The organism is Kitasatospora sp. NPDC032121, assembly GCF_055580145.1.
On the sequence record NZ_JBVILX010000002.1, the window covers coordinates 944,656 to 959,433 of the forward strand.

Consider the following 14,778-nt stretch of genomic DNA (forward strand, 5'->3'; position numbering starts at 1 on the left):
CATGGGCTCGCACGCCACTCTCACCGTCCCAACCCCGGAGCGGATGGGCCGGCTCGGCCGGGAGCTGGCCGCGCTGCTGCGGCCGGGGGACCTGGTGCTGCTCTCCGGCGAGCTGGGGGCGGGGAAGACCACGCTGACCCGCGGCCTGGGGGAGGGCCTGCAGGTCCGCGGGGCGGTGACCTCGCCGACCTTCGTGATCGCCCGGGTGCACCCCTCGCTGGTCGGCGGCCCGGCGCTGGTGCACGTGGACGCGTACCGGCTGGGCGGGGACCTGGACGAGATGGAGGACCTCGACCTGGACGTCTCGCTGCCCGAGTCGGTGGTCGTGGTCGAGTGGGGCGAGGGCAAGGTCGAGCGGCTGTCCGAGGACCGGCTGGAGGTCCGGATCGAGCGTGCCATCGGTGACACCGCGGACGGCGACGACCAGGACCCGCGCCGGGTGGTGCTCACCGGCATCGGCCCGCGCTGGGCGGACGCGGCGCTGGCGGACCTCGGATAGCCGAAGCGTTGCCGACACGTTGCCGACAAGCTGTCGGCAAGATGTTGCGGGCGGGGTGCCGGGCGTGGTGGGATGGGTGCTGCGGTTAGGTCTGCCTAACTAGGGAGGCGCCATGTCGAGCCCCACCCCCGTCCCGAAGCGCGCGGTCCCCGCCGCCGGGGCCGGAGACTCCGCCCGCCGCGCTCCGGGAGAGCCGATGCGGGCGCTGCTGGCCGCCTGCGCGGCCGCCGAGGCGGTGTCCACTCCGCCCGAACCCCGGCCCGGGCAGCACGAACGGCCCGAGGCGCGGACGCCCCGGGCCGCGTGAGGCCGGTCCTCCCTGGCCCTGAGCGGGCCGCCCGGACAGGCTGCCCGAACCCCGGCCGGGGCAGCGCGAACGGCCCGAGGCGCGGACGCCCCGGGCCGCCCGGACCAGCCTGGCCCTGAGCGGGCCGCCCGGATCAGGCGATCACGACCACCTTGGTGTCCTTGGGCGCGAAGTCCCAGAGCAGCTGCCCCTCCGGGCGGCCGCTGCGGATGCCGCCGGTCTTGGCGCTCGGGTCGACGGTCGGCGTCGCGCCGTCCACCGCCGCGCTGAAGCCGAACACCACGCCGTTCTGCTGCGCGAAGCGCACCACGTGCTCGATCTGCTTGCCGTCCGACCCGGTGGTGGTCTGGGTGCGGCTGTACACCGCGTAGCTGCCGGGGGCCGGCTCGACCGAGCCCGGGGTGACCGGGAACGCGGCCGCGACCTGCGGGGTCTTCTTCGGGTCGACCAGCCAGACGTAGTGGCTGCCGATCGAGTACACCACCCGGATGCCGGTGCCCGAGACGGCGCCGGCCGGCAGCGCCGGGACGGTCGGGGTGGGTGCGGCGGTCGGCGCCGCGGCGGTGGCCGTGCCGGTCGCCGTGGTGGTGGCGGTGGGCTTGGCGCCGCCCGCCCGGTCCTGGGCGCCGTTGGCCTGGAAGGCCAGCAGGCTCACCACCGCCAGGGCCCCCAGGGTCAACCCCGTGACCACCACTCCAGGACCCATCTTCGCCACGTTGCCGCTCCCGCCGCCGTCCCTTTACGTACGGCCCCATCGTGCCAGGTTCATCCGCGCGGGTCGCAGCGCCTCGGATGTGTGTTCCTGGGTGGTACACCTTGCCGATCGGCCGGTCGGCCCAACGTCGGTCTAACCTTGACCCCGTGCTGCTGCTCGCGTTCGACACCGCTACCCCCGCCGTCACCGCCGCCGTCCACGACGGCACGGCCGTCCTCGCCGAGACCCACCAGGTCGACGCCAGGCGCCACGGCGAACTGCTGCTGCCCGCGATCGACCAGGTGCTGCGGGCCGCCGGTGTGGACAAGCACCGGCTGACCGGCATCGCCGTCGGCGTCGGCCCCGGCCCGTACACCGGCCTGCGGGTCGGCCTGGTGACCGCCGCCGCGCTCGGCCACGCGCTCGGGCTGCCGGTGCACGGCGTCTGCACCCTGGACGCGATCGCCTTCCAGGCCCGCGCCGAGGGGCTGGCCGGGCAGCCGTTCACGGTCGCCACCGACGCGCGCCGCAAGGAGGTCTACTGGGCCTCGTACGACGCCGAGGGCCGCCGCACCGAGGGCCCCGGCGTGGACCGCCCGGCCGAGCTGACCCCGCAGGAACGCTCCGTCGGCGCCGGCGCGCTGCTCTACCCCGACGCCTTCCCCGGCGCCCACGACCCCGCGCACGTCTCGGCCGGCGCGCTGGCCGGCTTCGCCGCCGCCGAACTGGCCGCCGGGCGCGAGCTGCTGCCGAACCACCCGCTGTACCTGCGCCGCCCGGACGCCCAGGTCCCCGCGGGCTACAAGGCGGTGCTCCCGGCGTGAACCACGGCACCACCCTGCGCCCGATGCGCTGGTGGGACATCGCGCCGGTGCTGGAGCTGGAGCTGCGGCTCTTCCCCGAGGACGCCTGGTCCGCCGGGATGTTCTGGTCCGAGCTGGCCGAGTCCCACCCCGGCGGCACCCGCCACTACACCGTCGCGACCGCCCCGGACGGCCGGATCGTCGGCTACGCCGGGCTGATGGCGATCGCCGGCGAGGGCGACGTCCAGACCATCGCCGTCGACGAGCGCCACCAGGGCGCCGGCCTCGGCGCGGCGCTGCTCACCGACCTGATCCGGGAGGCCGCCCGGCGCGAGTGCGCCGAGCTGCTGCTGGAGGTGCGGGTGGACAACCCGCGCGCCCAGCGGCTGTACGAGCGCCACGGCTTCGAACCGGTGGGCATCCGGCGCGGCTACTACCAGCCCGCCAACGTCGACGCGCTGGTGATGCGCCTCGACCACCCGAGCACTGACAGCACCGACCCGAAGGACATTGAGGACCCCCGCCATGGCTGACGAACCGCTCGTCCTCGGCATCGAGACCTCCTGCGACGAGACCGGCGTCGGCATCGTGCGCGGCACCACGCTGCTGGCCGACGCGGTCGCCTCCAGCGTCAACGACCACGCCCGCTTCGGCGGCGTCGTCCCGGAGATCGCCAGCCGGGCGCACCTGGAGGCGATGGTCCCGACCATCCAGCGCGCGCTGGACACCGCCGGGATCAAGGCGACCGACCTGGACGGCATCGCCGTCACCGCCGGCCCCGGCCTGGCCGGCGCGTTGCTGGTCGGCGTCAGCGCCGCGAAGGCGTACGCGTGGGCGCTGGACAAGCCGCTGTACGGGGTCAACCACCTCGCCTCGCACATCTGCGTCGACCAGCTGGAGCACGGCCGGCTGCCCTCGCCGACGATGGCCCTGCTGGTCTCCGGCGGGCACTCCTCGCTGCTGCTCAGCGAGGACATCACCAGCGACGTCCGCCCGCTCGGCGCGACCATCGACGACGCGGCCGGCGAGGCCTTCGACAAGGTCGCCCGGGTGCTCGGCCTCGGCTTCCCCGGCGGCCCGATCGTCGACCGCACGGCCCGCGAGGGCGACCCGAAGGCGATCGCCTTCCCGCGCGGCCTGAGCGGCAGGAACGACCCGGAGTACGACTTCTCCTTCTCCGGCCTGAAGACCGCTGTCGCCCGCTGGGTCGAGGCCAAGCGCCGGGCCGGCGAGGAGGTGCCGATCGCCGACGTGGCGGCGTCCTTCCAGGAGGCGGTCACCGACGTGCTCACCCGCAAGGCCGTCAAGGCGTGCAAGGACAACGGCGTCGACCACCTGATGATCGGTGGCGGCGTGGCGGCCAACTCGCGGCTGCGCGAGATGGCCCAGCAGCGCTGCGACCGGGCCGGCATCCGGCTGCGGGTGCCCCGGCCGGGCCTGTGCACCGACAACGGCGCGATGGTCGCGGCGCTGGGCTCCGAGATGGTGTGGCGCGACCGCGCGCCGTCCGCCTTCGACCTGTCGGCGGACTCCTCGCTGCCCGTCACCGAGGTCCACGTGCCGCACACGGACTTCCACGGCCAGGCCTACGAGGCCCTCGGCGGTGGCGCGGCATGACCGTCGCCGCGATGTGGGAGGCCCGGGCGGCCGCCGGCCGGGGGGCCGAACTCGCCGCCTGGGTGCGGGAGTCGGCGCTGCCCGGACTCCGCGGCTCGGCCGGGCTGGAGCGCCTCGAACTGCTCTCGGCCCCGGGGGAGAGGGTGCTGCTGATCGCCTGGTGGACCGGCGAGCCGGTGCCCGTCGCCGACCCGCCGGCCGAACTGCTCGGCCGCCCGGTGCACCGCTGGTCCTTCACCAGCGAGCACGTCGAGCAGTCCGTCGAGCAGTCCGTCGAGCAGTCCGTCGAGCAGCCCTCCGAGTAGTCCGTCGAGTAGCCCCCGGTCGGGAACCGTGGGCCCGGTCGTTACCGTGCTTAGCTGATAGAAGGCTGAACGGGAACCGGGAGCGGGCTGCGGTGATCAGGGACGGGCGGAGCAGGACCAGGACGTACGCGGTGGGGGCGCTGGCCGTGCTGGCCCTCGCCACCGCGTGCGGCGGCAACGGGGGCGGTGGCGGCAGCGCCGCCCCCGCCGCCACGAGCGCACCGACCGCAGCCCAGAGCGCCGCGCCGGCGCCGGCCGGCGCGGCCGCGACCCCCTCGGCCGGCGCCCCCGCGGGAGCGGCCGCGGCGGCCTGGGCCAAGTGGAACCTCACCCCGCTCGCCCCCGCCCCGGCGCCGCCCGCCGACAAGCCGATCAAGCTCGAACGGACCGGCCCCGTACCGGTGTTCAGCGAGGTGAAGACGAGCGACAAGGTCGTCTTCATCACCATCGACGACGGAGCCGAGAAGGACCCGAAGTTCGTCGAGATGCTCACCGACCTCAAGGTGCCGATATCGATGTTCCTGACCCGGGACATCGTCAAGAACGACTACGGCTACTTCAAGCCGCTCCAGGCGCTCGGCAACCACGTCCAGAACCACACCGTCGACCACCCGGTGATGAGCAAGATCCCGGCGGAGAAGCAGAAGTCCGAGATCTGCGACGCGCAGTCCGCGCTCACCCAGCAGTACGGCACCGCCCCACTGCTGTTCCGCCCGCCGTTCGGCGACGGTGCCAACACCCCGACGCTCAACACCTCCGTCCAGCAGTGCGGCCCGCGGGCGATCGTGCTGTGGCGCGAGTCGATGCAGATCCACGACATGCAGTACCAGTCGGGGGACAAGAAGCTGAAGCCCGGCGACATCATCCTGGCGCACTTCCGCGGCCCCAAGGAGCTCAAGGGCGCCACGATGACCCAGATGTTCGGCGACCTGCTGGCCCGGATCCAGGAGCAGGGCTTCTCGGTGGCCCGGCTGGAGGACTACGTCCAGGCGCCCGCGTCCTGAGGAGCCCGTACGGGCTGCCCCAGCATCATCAGCGGTCCGTGGTCGGTGCGGCTGAGGATCACCGTGACGGTGTTCGGCCCGGAGGGCTTGAGCTGGCGGCGCAGCTCCTCCGGGGTGATCGCCATCCCGCGCTTCTTGATCACCACCGTGCCGACCGCGCGCTCGCGCAGCAGCGCCTTCAGCTTCTTGATGTTGAACGGCAGCACGTCGGTGAGCTCGAAGGCGTGCGCGTACGGGGTGGCGACCAGCTCGTCCGAGGTCAGGTAGGCGATCTTCGGGTCGATCAGCCGGCCGCCCACCTGCCCGGCCACCTCGGCCACCAGGTGGGCCCGGATCACCGCGCCGTCCGGCTCGTACAGGTAGCGCCCGACCGGGCCGGCCGGCGGGTCGGGCAGGTCGCCGCCGGTCAGGCTGGCGCCCTGCGGCAGCAGGGTGGCGCGGTGCGGGCTCGCGGCCCGGGTGCCGAACCAGAGCACCGCCTCCTTGACGTCGCCGTGGTCGGAGACCCACTCGGCCTCGGCGTCCTCGGGCACGGCCTCGTGCGGGATGCCGGGGGCCACCTTCAGCGCGCCGATCGGGGTGCGCCGGCCCGCCTCGATCGCCCAGGAGAGCGGCGGGGCGTACGCCTCCGGGTCGAACACCCGGCCGCGCGAGGTGCGCCGGGCCGGGTCGGTGAACACCGCGTCGTAGCCGGTGACGTCCACCTCGGCGACGTCCGCGCAGCGCACCTCGACCAGCTCGGCCACGCCCAGCGCGGCGGCGTTGGCCGCGGTGGCGGCGCAGGCCGCCGGGTCCTTGTCGACGGCCAGCACCTCGATGCCCGCCCGGGCCAGCGCCAGCACGTCGCCGCCGATGCCGCAGCACAGGTCCGCCAGCCGCCGTACGCCGAGGTCGGCGAACCGCCGCGCCCGCCACTCGGCGACGCTGCGCCGGGTGGACTGCTCGACCCCGTTGGGCGTGAAGTACATCAGGTCGGCGTCCGCCCCGAACTTCGCCCGCGCCCGCTGCCGCAGCCGCGCCTGCCCGAACGCCGCCGACACCAGCTCCGCCGGGTGCTCCCGCCGCAGGCGCGTCGCCAGCGCCAGTTCCTCCTCGGGGGTGAACTCGCGCAGTTCGGCGAGCAGGGCCTGGCCCTCGGGAGTCAGCAGCGGCTGGAGGTTCTCGGTGTCCACGAGGCCATTCTCGCCGGTCGGGCCAGGAGGAACGCGGTCACGGCCACGCCGGACGTCGTCACCGCCACAGGACGCCCGAGGAGAAGACCGCCGGCAGCATGAGCGGGGAGAGCGCGGCGGTGACGGGGAGGAAGCGGTAGCCGGACCGCCGGGTGCGGAAGGCGACCACGAGGCCCACCGCCAGTGTGACGACCGGGGCGGCCAGCATCCCGATGCCCAGGAAGGCCCAGATGAGCCCGTCCCCGTCGTCCCCGTGCCCGGGGCCGCTGCCGAGGCAGACGGCGAAGGAGAAGACGACGAACGGCAGTACGGCTCCCAGCAGCGGCAGTGCCAGCAGGGAGAGCGCCGCGTCCTTGAGCCTGGACGGGTCGATACGGGCCGGGATCGGAGTCATGGCAGGGAGTCTGGCGGGGCGGGCCGCATCGCACATGAGTACGGCTACTCATCCGCGAACCGGGGGCCCGAGGGCGCGCCGTTGGCACTCTGGTTGACTGAGTGCTAACACGGCCCTATGGTCGTCCTTGGCACTCCCCACCAGGAGAGTGCTAACGCGACGACGCGTGTCTGACCCCCGCGACGGCAGGCCCGCAGGATCGCCCCTACCCGTTAGAAAACCCCGTAATCTCCGAAGGGGAGCTCGGACGTGACCACCAGCAGCAAGGTTGCCATCAAGCCGCTCGAGGACCGCATCGTGGTCCAGCCGCTCGACGCCGAGACCACCACGGCCTCCGGCCTGGTTATCCCGGACACCGCCAAGGAGAAGCCCCAGGAGGGCGTCGTCCTGGCCGTCGGCCCGGGCCGCTTCGAGGACGGCCAGCGTCTGCCGCTCGACGTCGCCGTGGGTGACATCGTCCTGTACTCGAAGTACGGCGGCACCGAGGTGAAGTACCAGGGCGAGGAGTACCTGGTGCTCTCCGCCCGCGACGTTCTCGCGATCATCGAGAAGTAAGACGTCCCGACCCGCCCCGGATCCGTGTCCCAAGTGACAGGGGCCCGGGGCGTGGTTGTTGGTTCACGTAGTTCGGCGGCCGGTGGCCCGGCCGCAGCCCCGAGGGAATAGGGAACATGGCGAAGATCCTGCAGTTCGACGAGGACGCCCGCCGCTCGCTGGAGCGCGGTGTCAACAAGCTGGCCGACACCGTCAAGGTGACCATCGGCCCCAAGGGCCGCAACGTCGTCATCGACAAGAAGTTCGGCGCCCCGACCATCACCAACGACGGTGTCACCATCGCCCGTGAGGTCGAGCTGGACGACCCGTACGAGAACCTTGGCGCGCAGCTCGTCAAGGAGGTCGCCACCAAGACCAACGACGTCGCGGGTGACGGCACCACCACCGCCACCGTGCTGGCCCAGGCCCTGGTCAACGAGGGCCTGCGCAACGTCGCCGCCGGCGCCGGCCCGGCCGCCCTGAAGAAGGGCATCGACAAGGCCGTCGCCGCCGTCTCCGAGCACCTGCTCTCGGTGGCCCGCGAGATCGAGGGCAAGGACGACGTCGCCGCCGTCGCGTCCCTCTCCGCCCAGGACACCCAGGTCGGCGAGCTGATCGCCGAGGCGATCGACAAGGTCGGCAAGGACGGTGTCATCACCGTCGAGGAGTCGAACACCTTCGGCGTGGAGCTGGACTTCACCGAGGGCATGCAGTTCGACAAGGGCTACCTGTCGCCGTACTTCGTCACCGACGCGGAGCGGCAGGAGGCGGTCCTGGAGGACCCGTACATCCTGATCAACCAGGGCAAGATCTCCTCCATCCAGGAGCTGCTGCCGCTGCTGGAGAAGATCCTCCAGGGCGGTGCCTCCAAGCCGCTGCTGATCATCGCCGAGGACGTCGACGGCGAGGCGCTGTCGACCCTGGTCGTGAACAAGATCCGTGGCACCTTCAACGCCGTCGCCGTCAAGGCCCCGGGCTTCGGTGACCGCCGCAAGGCGATCCTCGGCGACCTGGCCGTCCTGACCGGTGGCCAGGTCATCTCCGAGGAGGTCGGCCTCAAGCTCGACCAGGTCGGCCTGGACGTGCTGGGCACCGCCCGCCGCGTGACCATCACCAAGGACGAGACCACGGTCGTCGACGGTGCCGGTGACGCCGAGGCCGTGGCCGGCCGCGTCGCCCAGATCAAGGGCGAGATCGCCGCGACCGACTCCGACTGGGACCGCGAGAAGCTGCAGGAGCGCCTGGCCAAGCTGGCCGGCGGCGTCTGCGTCATCAAGGTCGGCGCCGCCACCGAGGTGGAGCTGAAGGAGCGCAAGCACCGCCTGGAGGACGCCATCTCGGCGACCCGCGCCGCGGTCGAGGAGGGCATCGTCGCCGGTGGTGGCGCCTCCCTGGTCCACGCCGCCAAGGTGCTGGAGGACGGCCTGGGCCTGTCGGGCGACGAGGCCACCGGTGTCGCCGTGGTCCGCAAGGCGCTGCACGAGCCGCTGCGCTGGATCGCCCAGAACGCCGGCCTGGAGGGCTACGTCATCACCTCCAAGGTCTCCGAGCTGGAGCTCGGCCAGGGCTACAACGCCGCCACCGGCGAGTACGGCGACCTGGTGAAGGCCGGCGTCATCGACCCGGTCAAGGTCACCCGCTCCGCCCTGGAGAACGCCGCCTCGATCGCCTCCCTGCTCCTCACCACCGAGACCCTCGTGGTGGAGAAGAAGGAGGAGGAGGCCGACAACGGTCACGGCCACTCGCACGGCCACGGCCACTCGCACTGAGGCTCCGACGCCTGACCGGAGGCCCGGTCCGCGCCCCGCGAGGGGAGGCGGGCCGGGCCTCCGGCGTTCACCTTCACGCTTCAACTATCAGTAGAATTTTGCACAATGCGAAGTTTGCCTTATAACTAAGGCATGATCGAGGCCCGCCACCTGCGCGTCCTGCGTGCCGTCGCCCGCACCGGCTCCTTCTCCGCCGCCGCTCGCGAGCTGGGGTGTACCCAGCCCGCCATCAGCCAGCAGATGAAGGCCCTGGAGAAGTCGGTGGACACCCCGCTGGTGGTCCGCTCGGGCCGCGGGATGCAACTCAGTGAGGCCGGGCGGGTCCTGCTCAAGCATGCCACCGGAATCCTGGCCGGGCTCTCCGCGGCCGAGGAGGAGGTGGCCGCGATCGCCGGGCTGCGGGCCGGGCGGGTGCGGCTGGTCTCCTTCCCGACCGCGAGTTCCACCCTGGTGCCGCCCGCGGTCGCCCGCCTGCGGGACAGCCATCCGGGGGTGCGCGTGTCGCTGGTCGAGGCGGAGCCGCCGGAGTCGCTGGCGATGCTGCGCGGGGGCGAGTGCGAGATCGCGCTGGCCTTCCGCTACCCGCAGTCCGACGGCGCCGTCGCGCTCCCGGCGCCCGCCCACGGCACGCCGCGCGAGGCGCGGGCCGAGGCCAACCTGGAGGCGCAGCAGCTGACCGCCGGCACGGACTGGTCCGACCTGGTGGTCACCCCGCTGCTGGACGACCCGCTGGTGGGCCTGCTGCCCGCCACCCATCCGCTGGCCGGGCAGGGCGTGGAGCTGGCCGAGCTGGCGGGGGAGCAGTGGATCGCCGGCTGCCCGCAGTGTCGGGGGCACCTGGTGGAGCTGTGCGCCGGAGCGGGTTTCGAGCCCCGGATCGACTTCGCCACGGACGACTACCCGGCGGTGGTCGGCCTGGTGGCGGCCGGGCTGGGGGTGGCGGTGCTGCCGCGGCTGGCGCTGCGGTCGGTGCGCCCTGACGGCGTGTCGACGGTGCCGGTGCGGACGGCCTCCGGGGCGCCGGCGGTGCGCCAGGTGGTCGCGCTGACCCTGCCGGACCTGGCCGAGGTGCCGGCCGTCGCGCTGATGCTGGAGCGGCTGGCCGGGGCGGCCGTCGATCGCTGACGGTGGGTGACGAAGCCGCCGTGGTGCCGCACCCAGGGTGAACTGGCGGGCGTACGGTGAGCCGACAGGCTGAAGCGCCGCGAAGAAACGTTTCTTCACTGCGCTCGTAGGGGCGGGTCTAGCGCTGGGCGACCGCCGGCGGGGCGAGCGGGACCTCGACCAGCCGGTGTCGTGAGCGGCCCAGCATCTCCTCGCGTTCGTCCTCGGTCATCCCGCCCCAGACGCCGTACGGCTCGCGGACCGCCAGCGCGTGCGCCGCGCACTCGGCGATCACCGGGCAGCGCATGCAGACCTCCTTGGCGCTGGCCTCGCGCGAACTGCGCGCGGCCCCGCGCTCGCCCTCGGGGTGGAAGAAGAGCGAGCTGTCCACGCCACGGCAGGCTGCGGAGAGCTGCCAGTCCCAGAGGTCCGCGTTGGGACCGGGGAGGCGGGAGAAATCTGCCATGGCTCATTCCCTTCAGAGGCTGTCGGCCGTGGGCCGGGCGTTCGGCGGGTCTGCTGCCGAGCGGTGCGGCGGGCTTCTGCACTGGTGTGGACACCTGGAAATATGACTTAAGGCAACTCCATGGACAAGTCACCCACACACTGGCACAACAGTCAATGACCATACGAAAGCTATAAAAGCGGGCATAGTGGGCGAGGGCTCCGCCGGGCGCGGGCGTGGCAATCGGGTGGCCGACGGGCGCGCGACGTGCCGAATCGGTGTGCGGGTCGTACGCCGACCGCGCGCGAGCTGCGCAAAAGTGCGGCGTGTGCACCGCGATGCGGCTGATCGGTAATGGGTTGGCCACGTACAGTGGTGGAGGTGGCCCCGAAGGCCGTAACTCATTCGAGTGACGGTCGTTGGAAGTGCGGAGGCGGTTAGCGGGCGCCGGACGTCGGGAACGATCGCGGGCAGGTTGGGGCGATCGCACGGAGTCTGTCGCCGATCGGCCGTGTCGGAGAGGTTCGTACCAGCCAGGAGGCTCAACGTGACGCGGATCAGCTGCGGAGGACGACGGTCATGACTTCCGTTCTCGTTTGCGACGATTCCCCGCTCGCCCGCGAGGCGCTTCGCCGCGCGGTCGCGACCGTACCCGGTGTGGACCGGGTCACCACCGCGACGAACGGGGAGGAGGTCCTCCGCCGCTGGGTGGCCGACCGCTCCGATCTCGTTCTGATGGACGTCCGGATGCCCGGCCTCGGCGGGGTCGAGACGGTCCGGCGGCTGCTGTCCGCCGACCCGGGCGCGCGGATCATCATGCTCACCGTCGCCGAGGACCTCGACGGGGTCGCGCTGGCGGTCGCCGCGGGTGCCCGCGGGTACCTGCACAAGGACGCCTCGCGCGCCGAGCTGCGGGCCACCGTCACCCAGGCCCTCGCCGACCCGACCTGGCGGCTCGCCCCGCGCCGGCTGCGCAGCCCCGACATGGGTGCCGCACCGACGTTGACGGCGCGTGAGATCCAGGTGCTGGAGGGCATGAGCCACGGCCGCAGCAACGCCGAGATCGGCCGCGAGCTGTTCCTCTCCGAGGACACCGTCAAGACCCACGCCCGACGGCTGTTCAAGAAGCTCGGGGCCTCCGACCGGGCGCACGCGGTGGCGCTGGGCTTCCGCTGGGGCCTGGTCCGCTGACCACCGGCGGCGCCGCCGGTTGCGGCGTGCCGCCGGACGTTCCCGGAGCGGGTCCCGCACGGGCGTGTGACGTTACGGTCCCGAGGTTGCACCATGGAGGAGTGGAGCACCTCGGGGACCAGCGGACAGGCACTGCGGCGAACCACACGGCCGCGGGACACTCGGCGGACGGCGCGACGGACGGGACCACCGACGGCGGCGGGGCGGGAGGCGGCACGGTGCAGGAGGGGCCGGTGGTGCGCGGTACGCCGGACGGTGCCGCAGCGCATAACGTTCCGGTGCACAACTCCGGACGCGGTGCCGCGTTTTCCCGCTCGACCAGGCACCATGGACCGATGCGTGACGACGTCGCCGGTGCGGCCGGCCAGGCGGACCCGGTGGAGGCCGAGCCCTCCGGTCCGGGCCACGATCCGTCGTACGCCGATCCCGACGGTCCCGCCGGGGAAACCGGGCCGGGCCGCCCGCCGGTGCTCGGCACGGGCGGCTCGCCGCTGGTGGGCGAGCTGGTCGCGGCCGCGGTGCGCGGCGAGGGCCCGGCGATCGACGCGCTGCTCGCCTACGTCCACCCGCTGGCGCTGCGGTACTGCCGCGCCAGGCTGGTCCGGCTGCCCGGCGGGGCCCGGCACCACGTGGACGACGTCGCGCAGGAGGTCTGCGTTGCGGTGCTCTGCGCGCTGCCCCGGTACAAGGACCAGGGGCGCCCGTTCGAGGCCTTCGTGTACGGGATCGCCGCGCACAAGATCGCCGATCTCCAGCGGGCCGCGATGCGCGGGCCCGGTTCGACCGTCGTGCCGCAGGACGACCTGCCCGAGGTGCCGGACGAGGCGCTCGGCCCGGAGGAGCAGGCGCTGCTGAGCAGCGACGCGGCCTGGGCGAAGGAACTGCTCTCCAACCTGCCGGCCCGTCAGCGCGAGCTGGTGCTGCTGCGGGTGGCCGCCGGGCTCTCGGCGGAGGAGACCGGGGAGGTGCTCGGGATGTCCCCTGGTGCCGTCCGGGTCGCCCAGCACCGGGCGCTCAGCCGGCTGCGGGCGCTCGCGGAGGAGTCCTCCTGACCTGGCGGCCCGAGCCGTCCGGCCGTCCGGGTTCGTGCCGGTTCCTCCGGTTGCGGGGGGAATGAGCCCCGGGACGGGGATGTTGTCAAGGGCACACGAGGACACATTCGCGGTGCCAGTACCATTGGGTATCGGCGCCTGGGCGGGTTGCCAAAGTTTGACGGGTGCGCGCGGGGTCCCCTTGGAGGATCCTCCCATTGCACCCGGCTTCGGCGGTCTGCGCGAGTGAGCGATGAATGCGCCCCCACCCTCAGGGCGTGAGCGGATAAGGCCGGCCACGGAAGGTACCCCCCAAATGTCTTACAACGCCGCAGGCGTACCCGAGAAGTTCGCCATGCTCGGGCTCACGTACGACGATGTGCTGCTGCTGCCCGGGGCCTCCGAGGTGCTGCCCAACCAGGTGGACACGTCCTCGCGGGTCTCCCGGAACGTGCGCGTCAACATCCCGCTGCTCTCCGCGGCGATGGACAAGGTCACCGAGTCGCGCATGGCCATCGCGATGGCGCGCCAGGGCGGCGTCGGCGTGCTGCACCGCAACCTGTCGGTCGAGGACCAGGCCAACCAGGTCGACCTCGTGAAGCGGTCCGAGTCCGGCATGGTCACCGACCCGATCACGGTCGGCCCCGAGACCACCCTGGCCGAGGCCGACGCGCTGTGCGCCAAGTTCCGCATCTCCGGCGTGCCGATCGCCGACGAGGCGGGCAAGCTGCTCGGCATCGTCACCAACCGTGACATGGCCTTCGAGTCGGACCGCAGCCGCCAGGTCCGCGAGATCATGACCCCGATGCCGCTGATCACCGGCAAGGTCGGCATCTCCGGCGTGGACGCGATGGCCCTGCTGCGCCGCCACAAGATCGAGAAGCTGCCGCTGGTCGACGACGAGGGCCGGATCAAGGGCCTGATCACCGTCAAGGACTTCGTCAAGGCCGAGCAGTACCCGAACGCCGCCAAGGACGCCGAGGGCCGTCTGCTGGTCGGCGCCGCCGTCGGTGCCAGCGCCGAGGCGTTCGACCGGGCCCAGGCCCTGGTCGAGGCCGGTGCGGACTTCCTCGTGGTGGACACCTCGCACGGCCACAGCCACAACGCGCTGGCCTGGATCGAGAAGATCAAGTCGGCCGTCAAGATCGACGTGGTCGGCGGCAACGTCGCCACCCGGGACGGCGCCCAGGCGCTGATCGACGCCGGCGTGGACGGCGTCAAGGTCGGCGTCGGCCCCGGCTCCATCTGCACCACCCGCGTGGTCGCCGGCATCGGCGTCCCGCAGATCACCGCCATCTACGAGGCCGCGCTGGCCTGCCAGGCGGCCGGCGTGCCGGTCATCGGCGACGGCGGCCTGCAGTACTCGGGCGACATCGGCAAGGCGCTGGCCGCCGGTGCCGACACCGTGATGCTCGGCTCGCTGCTGGCCGGCTGCGAGGAGTCCCCGGGCGAGCTGCTGTTCATCAACGGCAAGCAGTTCAAGTCCTACCGCGGCATGGGCTCGCTGGGCGCCATGCAGTCCCGCGGCCAGGGCCGCTCGTACTCCAAGGACCGCTACTTCCAGGCCGAGGTGGCCTCGGACGACAAGCTCGTCCCCGAGGGCATCGAGGGCCAGGTGCCGTACCGCGGCCCGCTGTCGGCCGTGCTGCACCAGCTGGTCGGCGGCCTGCGCCAGACCATGGGCTACGTCGGCGCCGCCACCGTCGCCGAGATGGAGAGCAAGGGCCGGTTCGTCCGGATCACCTCGGCGGGCCTCAAGGAGAGCCACCCGCACGACATCCAGATGACCGTCGAGGCGCCGAACTACTCGGCCCGCTGAACGGCGTGAACGACCGAGGGGCCCGCTGCCGCACTGCGGTGGCGGGCCCCTCGCGCTGTCGGGGCCGTGGGGCGTCGGGGCGGGACCAGC

General features: G+C 72.8%; 17 protein-coding genes. 13 read left to right on the forward strand and 4 right to left on the reverse strand.

Annotation, left to right across the window (positions count from 1 at the left end):
- Position 1: 1 nt before the first annotated feature.
- Positions 2-499, forward strand: a complete 498-nt coding sequence (gene tsaE, locus ACZ5OX_RS10200) for a tRNA (adenosine(37)-N6)-threonylcarbamoyltransferase complex ATPase subunit type 1 TsaE (protein ID WP_392867290.1) — start codon at positions 2-4, stop codon at positions 497-499.
- A 112-nt stretch (positions 500-611) separates the two neighbouring features.
- Positions 612-806, forward strand: coding sequence for a hypothetical protein (locus ACZ5OX_RS10205; RefSeq protein WP_392867288.1), 195 nt, complete (start codon positions 612-614; stop codon positions 804-806).
- A gap of 133 nt (positions 807-939) precedes the next feature.
- Here the strand turns inward: ACZ5OX_RS10205 and ACZ5OX_RS10210 are convergent, their stop codons facing one another.
- Positions 940-1,512, reverse strand: a complete 573-nt coding sequence (locus tag ACZ5OX_RS10210; protein WP_465629622.1) for a hypothetical protein — start codon at positions 1,510-1,512, stop codon at positions 940-942.
- Positions 1,513-1,667: 155 nt separating this feature from the next.
- On the opposite strand from ACZ5OX_RS10210, the gene tsaB reads away from it, so the two are divergent.
- The 5 genes from tsaB to ACZ5OX_RS10235 all read left to right on the forward strand — a co-directional run bounded on the left by tsaB (position 1,668) and on the right by ACZ5OX_RS10235 (position 5,229).
- Complete coding sequence (tsaB, locus tag ACZ5OX_RS10215; RefSeq protein WP_465629468.1) at positions 1,668-2,324, forward strand: tRNA (adenosine(37)-N6)-threonylcarbamoyltransferase complex dimerization subunit type 1 TsaB; 657 nt, start codon at positions 1,668-1,670, stop codon at positions 2,322-2,324.
- A gap of 23 nt (positions 2,325-2,347) precedes the next feature.
- A complete protein-coding gene (gene rimI / locus ACZ5OX_RS10220) occupies positions 2,348-2,836 on the forward strand; it encodes a ribosomal protein S18-alanine N-acetyltransferase (RefSeq protein WP_449788300.1) in 489 nt (162 codons plus the stop codon).
- Positions 2,829-3,920 (forward strand): tRNA (adenosine(37)-N6)-threonylcarbamoyltransferase complex transferase subunit TsaD, encoded by a 1,092-nt coding sequence (tsaD, locus tag ACZ5OX_RS10225; protein WP_465629469.1) that lies wholly within the window; start codon positions 2,829-2,831, stop codon positions 3,918-3,920. The genes rimI and tsaD overlap by 8 nt, the downstream gene beginning before the upstream one ends.
- Positions 3,917-4,225: a hypothetical protein gene (locus ACZ5OX_RS10230; RefSeq protein WP_465629470.1), complete on the forward strand. Its 309-nt coding sequence runs from the start codon at positions 3,917-3,919 to the stop codon at positions 4,223-4,225. The genes tsaD and ACZ5OX_RS10230 overlap by 4 nt, the downstream gene beginning before the upstream one ends.
- 92 nt (positions 4,226-4,317) lie before the next feature.
- A complete protein-coding gene (locus tag ACZ5OX_RS10235; RefSeq protein WP_465629471.1) occupies positions 4,318-5,229 on the forward strand; it encodes a polysaccharide deacetylase family protein in 912 nt (303 codons plus the stop codon).
- Here ACZ5OX_RS10235 and ACZ5OX_RS10240 read toward each other — a convergent pair.
- Together ACZ5OX_RS10240 and ACZ5OX_RS10245 are read right to left on the reverse strand one after the other, a co-directional pair.
- Positions 5,205-6,401, reverse strand: a complete 1,197-nt coding sequence (locus ACZ5OX_RS10240) for a THUMP-like domain-containing protein (RefSeq protein WP_465629472.1) — start codon at positions 6,399-6,401, stop codon at positions 5,205-5,207. The genes ACZ5OX_RS10235 and ACZ5OX_RS10240 overlap by 25 nt on opposite strands.
- A gap of 58 nt (positions 6,402-6,459) precedes the next feature.
- Positions 6,460-6,795, reverse strand: coding sequence for a hypothetical protein (locus tag ACZ5OX_RS10245; RefSeq protein ID WP_465629473.1), 336 nt, complete (start codon positions 6,793-6,795; stop codon positions 6,460-6,462).
- Positions 6,796-7,044: 249 nt separating this feature from the next.
- Between ACZ5OX_RS10245 and groES the strand changes: the two genes are divergently transcribed.
- The 3 genes from groES (at position 7,045) to ACZ5OX_RS10260 (ending at position 10,223) form a co-directional block, all read left to right on the forward strand.
- Positions 7,045-7,350 carry a co-chaperone GroES gene (gene groES / locus ACZ5OX_RS10250; protein WP_014136232.1) on the forward strand — a complete coding sequence of 102 codons (306 nt, stop codon included), beginning with the start codon at positions 7,045-7,047 and terminating at the stop codon, positions 7,348-7,350.
- Between the two features lie 116 nt (positions 7,351-7,466).
- Positions 7,467-9,098 carry a chaperonin GroEL gene (gene groL / locus ACZ5OX_RS10255; protein WP_465629474.1) on the forward strand — a complete coding sequence of 544 codons (1,632 nt, stop codon included), beginning with the start codon at positions 7,467-7,469 and terminating at the stop codon, positions 9,096-9,098.
- 132 nt (positions 9,099-9,230) lie between these two features.
- Positions 9,231-10,223, forward strand: a complete 993-nt coding sequence (locus ACZ5OX_RS10260) for a LysR family transcriptional regulator (RefSeq protein WP_465629475.1) — start codon at positions 9,231-9,233, stop codon at positions 10,221-10,223.
- 118 nt (positions 10,224-10,341) lie between these two features.
- On the opposite strand, the gene ACZ5OX_RS10265 is transcribed toward ACZ5OX_RS10260, so the two are convergent.
- Positions 10,342-10,668 carry a WhiB family transcriptional regulator gene (locus tag ACZ5OX_RS10265; protein ID WP_049654358.1) on the reverse strand — a complete coding sequence of 109 codons (327 nt, stop codon included), beginning with the start codon at positions 10,666-10,668 and terminating at the stop codon, positions 10,342-10,344.
- Positions 10,669-11,226: 558 nt separating this feature from the next.
- On the opposite strand from ACZ5OX_RS10265, the gene ACZ5OX_RS10270 reads away from it, so the two are divergent.
- The 3 genes from ACZ5OX_RS10270 to guaB all read left to right on the forward strand — a co-directional run bounded on the left by ACZ5OX_RS10270 (position 11,227) and on the right by guaB (position 14,688).
- The gene (locus ACZ5OX_RS10270) at positions 11,227-11,838 is read left to right on the forward strand and encodes a response regulator transcription factor (protein ID WP_014136228.1); all 612 of its coding nucleotides are present in this window, start codon (positions 11,227-11,229) and stop codon (positions 11,836-11,838) included.
- Positions 11,839-12,173: 335 nt separating this feature from the next.
- Positions 12,174-12,890: a sigma-70 family RNA polymerase sigma factor gene (locus tag ACZ5OX_RS10275; protein ID WP_465629476.1), complete on the forward strand. Its 717-nt coding sequence runs from the start codon at positions 12,174-12,176 to the stop codon at positions 12,888-12,890.
- A gap of 295 nt (positions 12,891-13,185) precedes the next feature.
- Positions 13,186-14,688 carry an IMP dehydrogenase gene (gene guaB, locus ACZ5OX_RS10280; RefSeq protein ID WP_465629477.1) on the forward strand — a complete coding sequence of 501 codons (1,503 nt, stop codon included), beginning with the start codon at positions 13,186-13,188 and terminating at the stop codon, positions 14,686-14,688.
- Positions 14,689-14,778 lie beyond the last annotated feature (90 nt).

Coding starts and splice junctions, on each gene's coding strand:
- tsaE (WP_392867290.1), top strand. CDS start 2: ATGGGCTCGCACGCCACTCTCACCGTCCCAACCCCGGAGCGGATGGGC.
- ACZ5OX_RS10260 (WP_465629475.1), top strand. CDS start 9,231: ATGATCGAGGCCCGCCACCTGCGCGTCCTGCGTGCCGTCGCCCGCACC.
- guaB (WP_465629477.1), top strand. CDS start 13,186: ATGTCTTACAACGCCGCAGGCGTACCCGAGAAGTTCGCCATGCTCGGG.
- ACZ5OX_RS10245 (WP_465629473.1), bottom strand. CDS start 6,795: ATGACTCCGATCCCGGCCCGTATCGACCCGTCCAGGCTCAAGGACGCG.
- groL (WP_465629474.1), top strand. CDS start 7,467: ATGGCGAAGATCCTGCAGTTCGACGAGGACGCCCGCCGCTCGCTGGAG.
- ACZ5OX_RS10205 (WP_392867288.1), top strand. CDS start 612: ATGTCGAGCCCCACCCCCGTCCCGAAGCGCGCGGTCCCCGCCGCCGGG.
- rimI (WP_449788300.1), top strand. CDS start 2,348: ATGCGCTGGTGGGACATCGCGCCGGTGCTGGAGCTGGAGCTGCGGCTC.
- ACZ5OX_RS10210 (WP_465629622.1), bottom strand. CDS start 1,512: ATGGGTCCTGGAGTGGTGGTCACGGGGTTGACCCTGGGGGCCCTGGCG.
- ACZ5OX_RS10265 (WP_049654358.1), bottom strand. CDS start 10,668: ATGGCAGATTTCTCCCGCCTCCCCGGTCCCAACGCGGACCTCTGGGAC.
- ACZ5OX_RS10270 (WP_014136228.1), top strand. CDS start 11,227: ATGACTTCCGTTCTCGTTTGCGACGATTCCCCGCTCGCCCGCGAGGCG.
- ACZ5OX_RS10275 (WP_465629476.1), top strand. CDS start 12,174: ATGCGTGACGACGTCGCCGGTGCGGCCGGCCAGGCGGACCCGGTGGAG.
- tsaD (WP_465629469.1), top strand. CDS start 2,829: ATGGCTGACGAACCGCTCGTCCTCGGCATCGAGACCTCCTGCGACGAG.
- ACZ5OX_RS10230 (WP_465629470.1), top strand. CDS start 3,917: ATGACCGTCGCCGCGATGTGGGAGGCCCGGGCGGCCGCCGGCCGGGGG.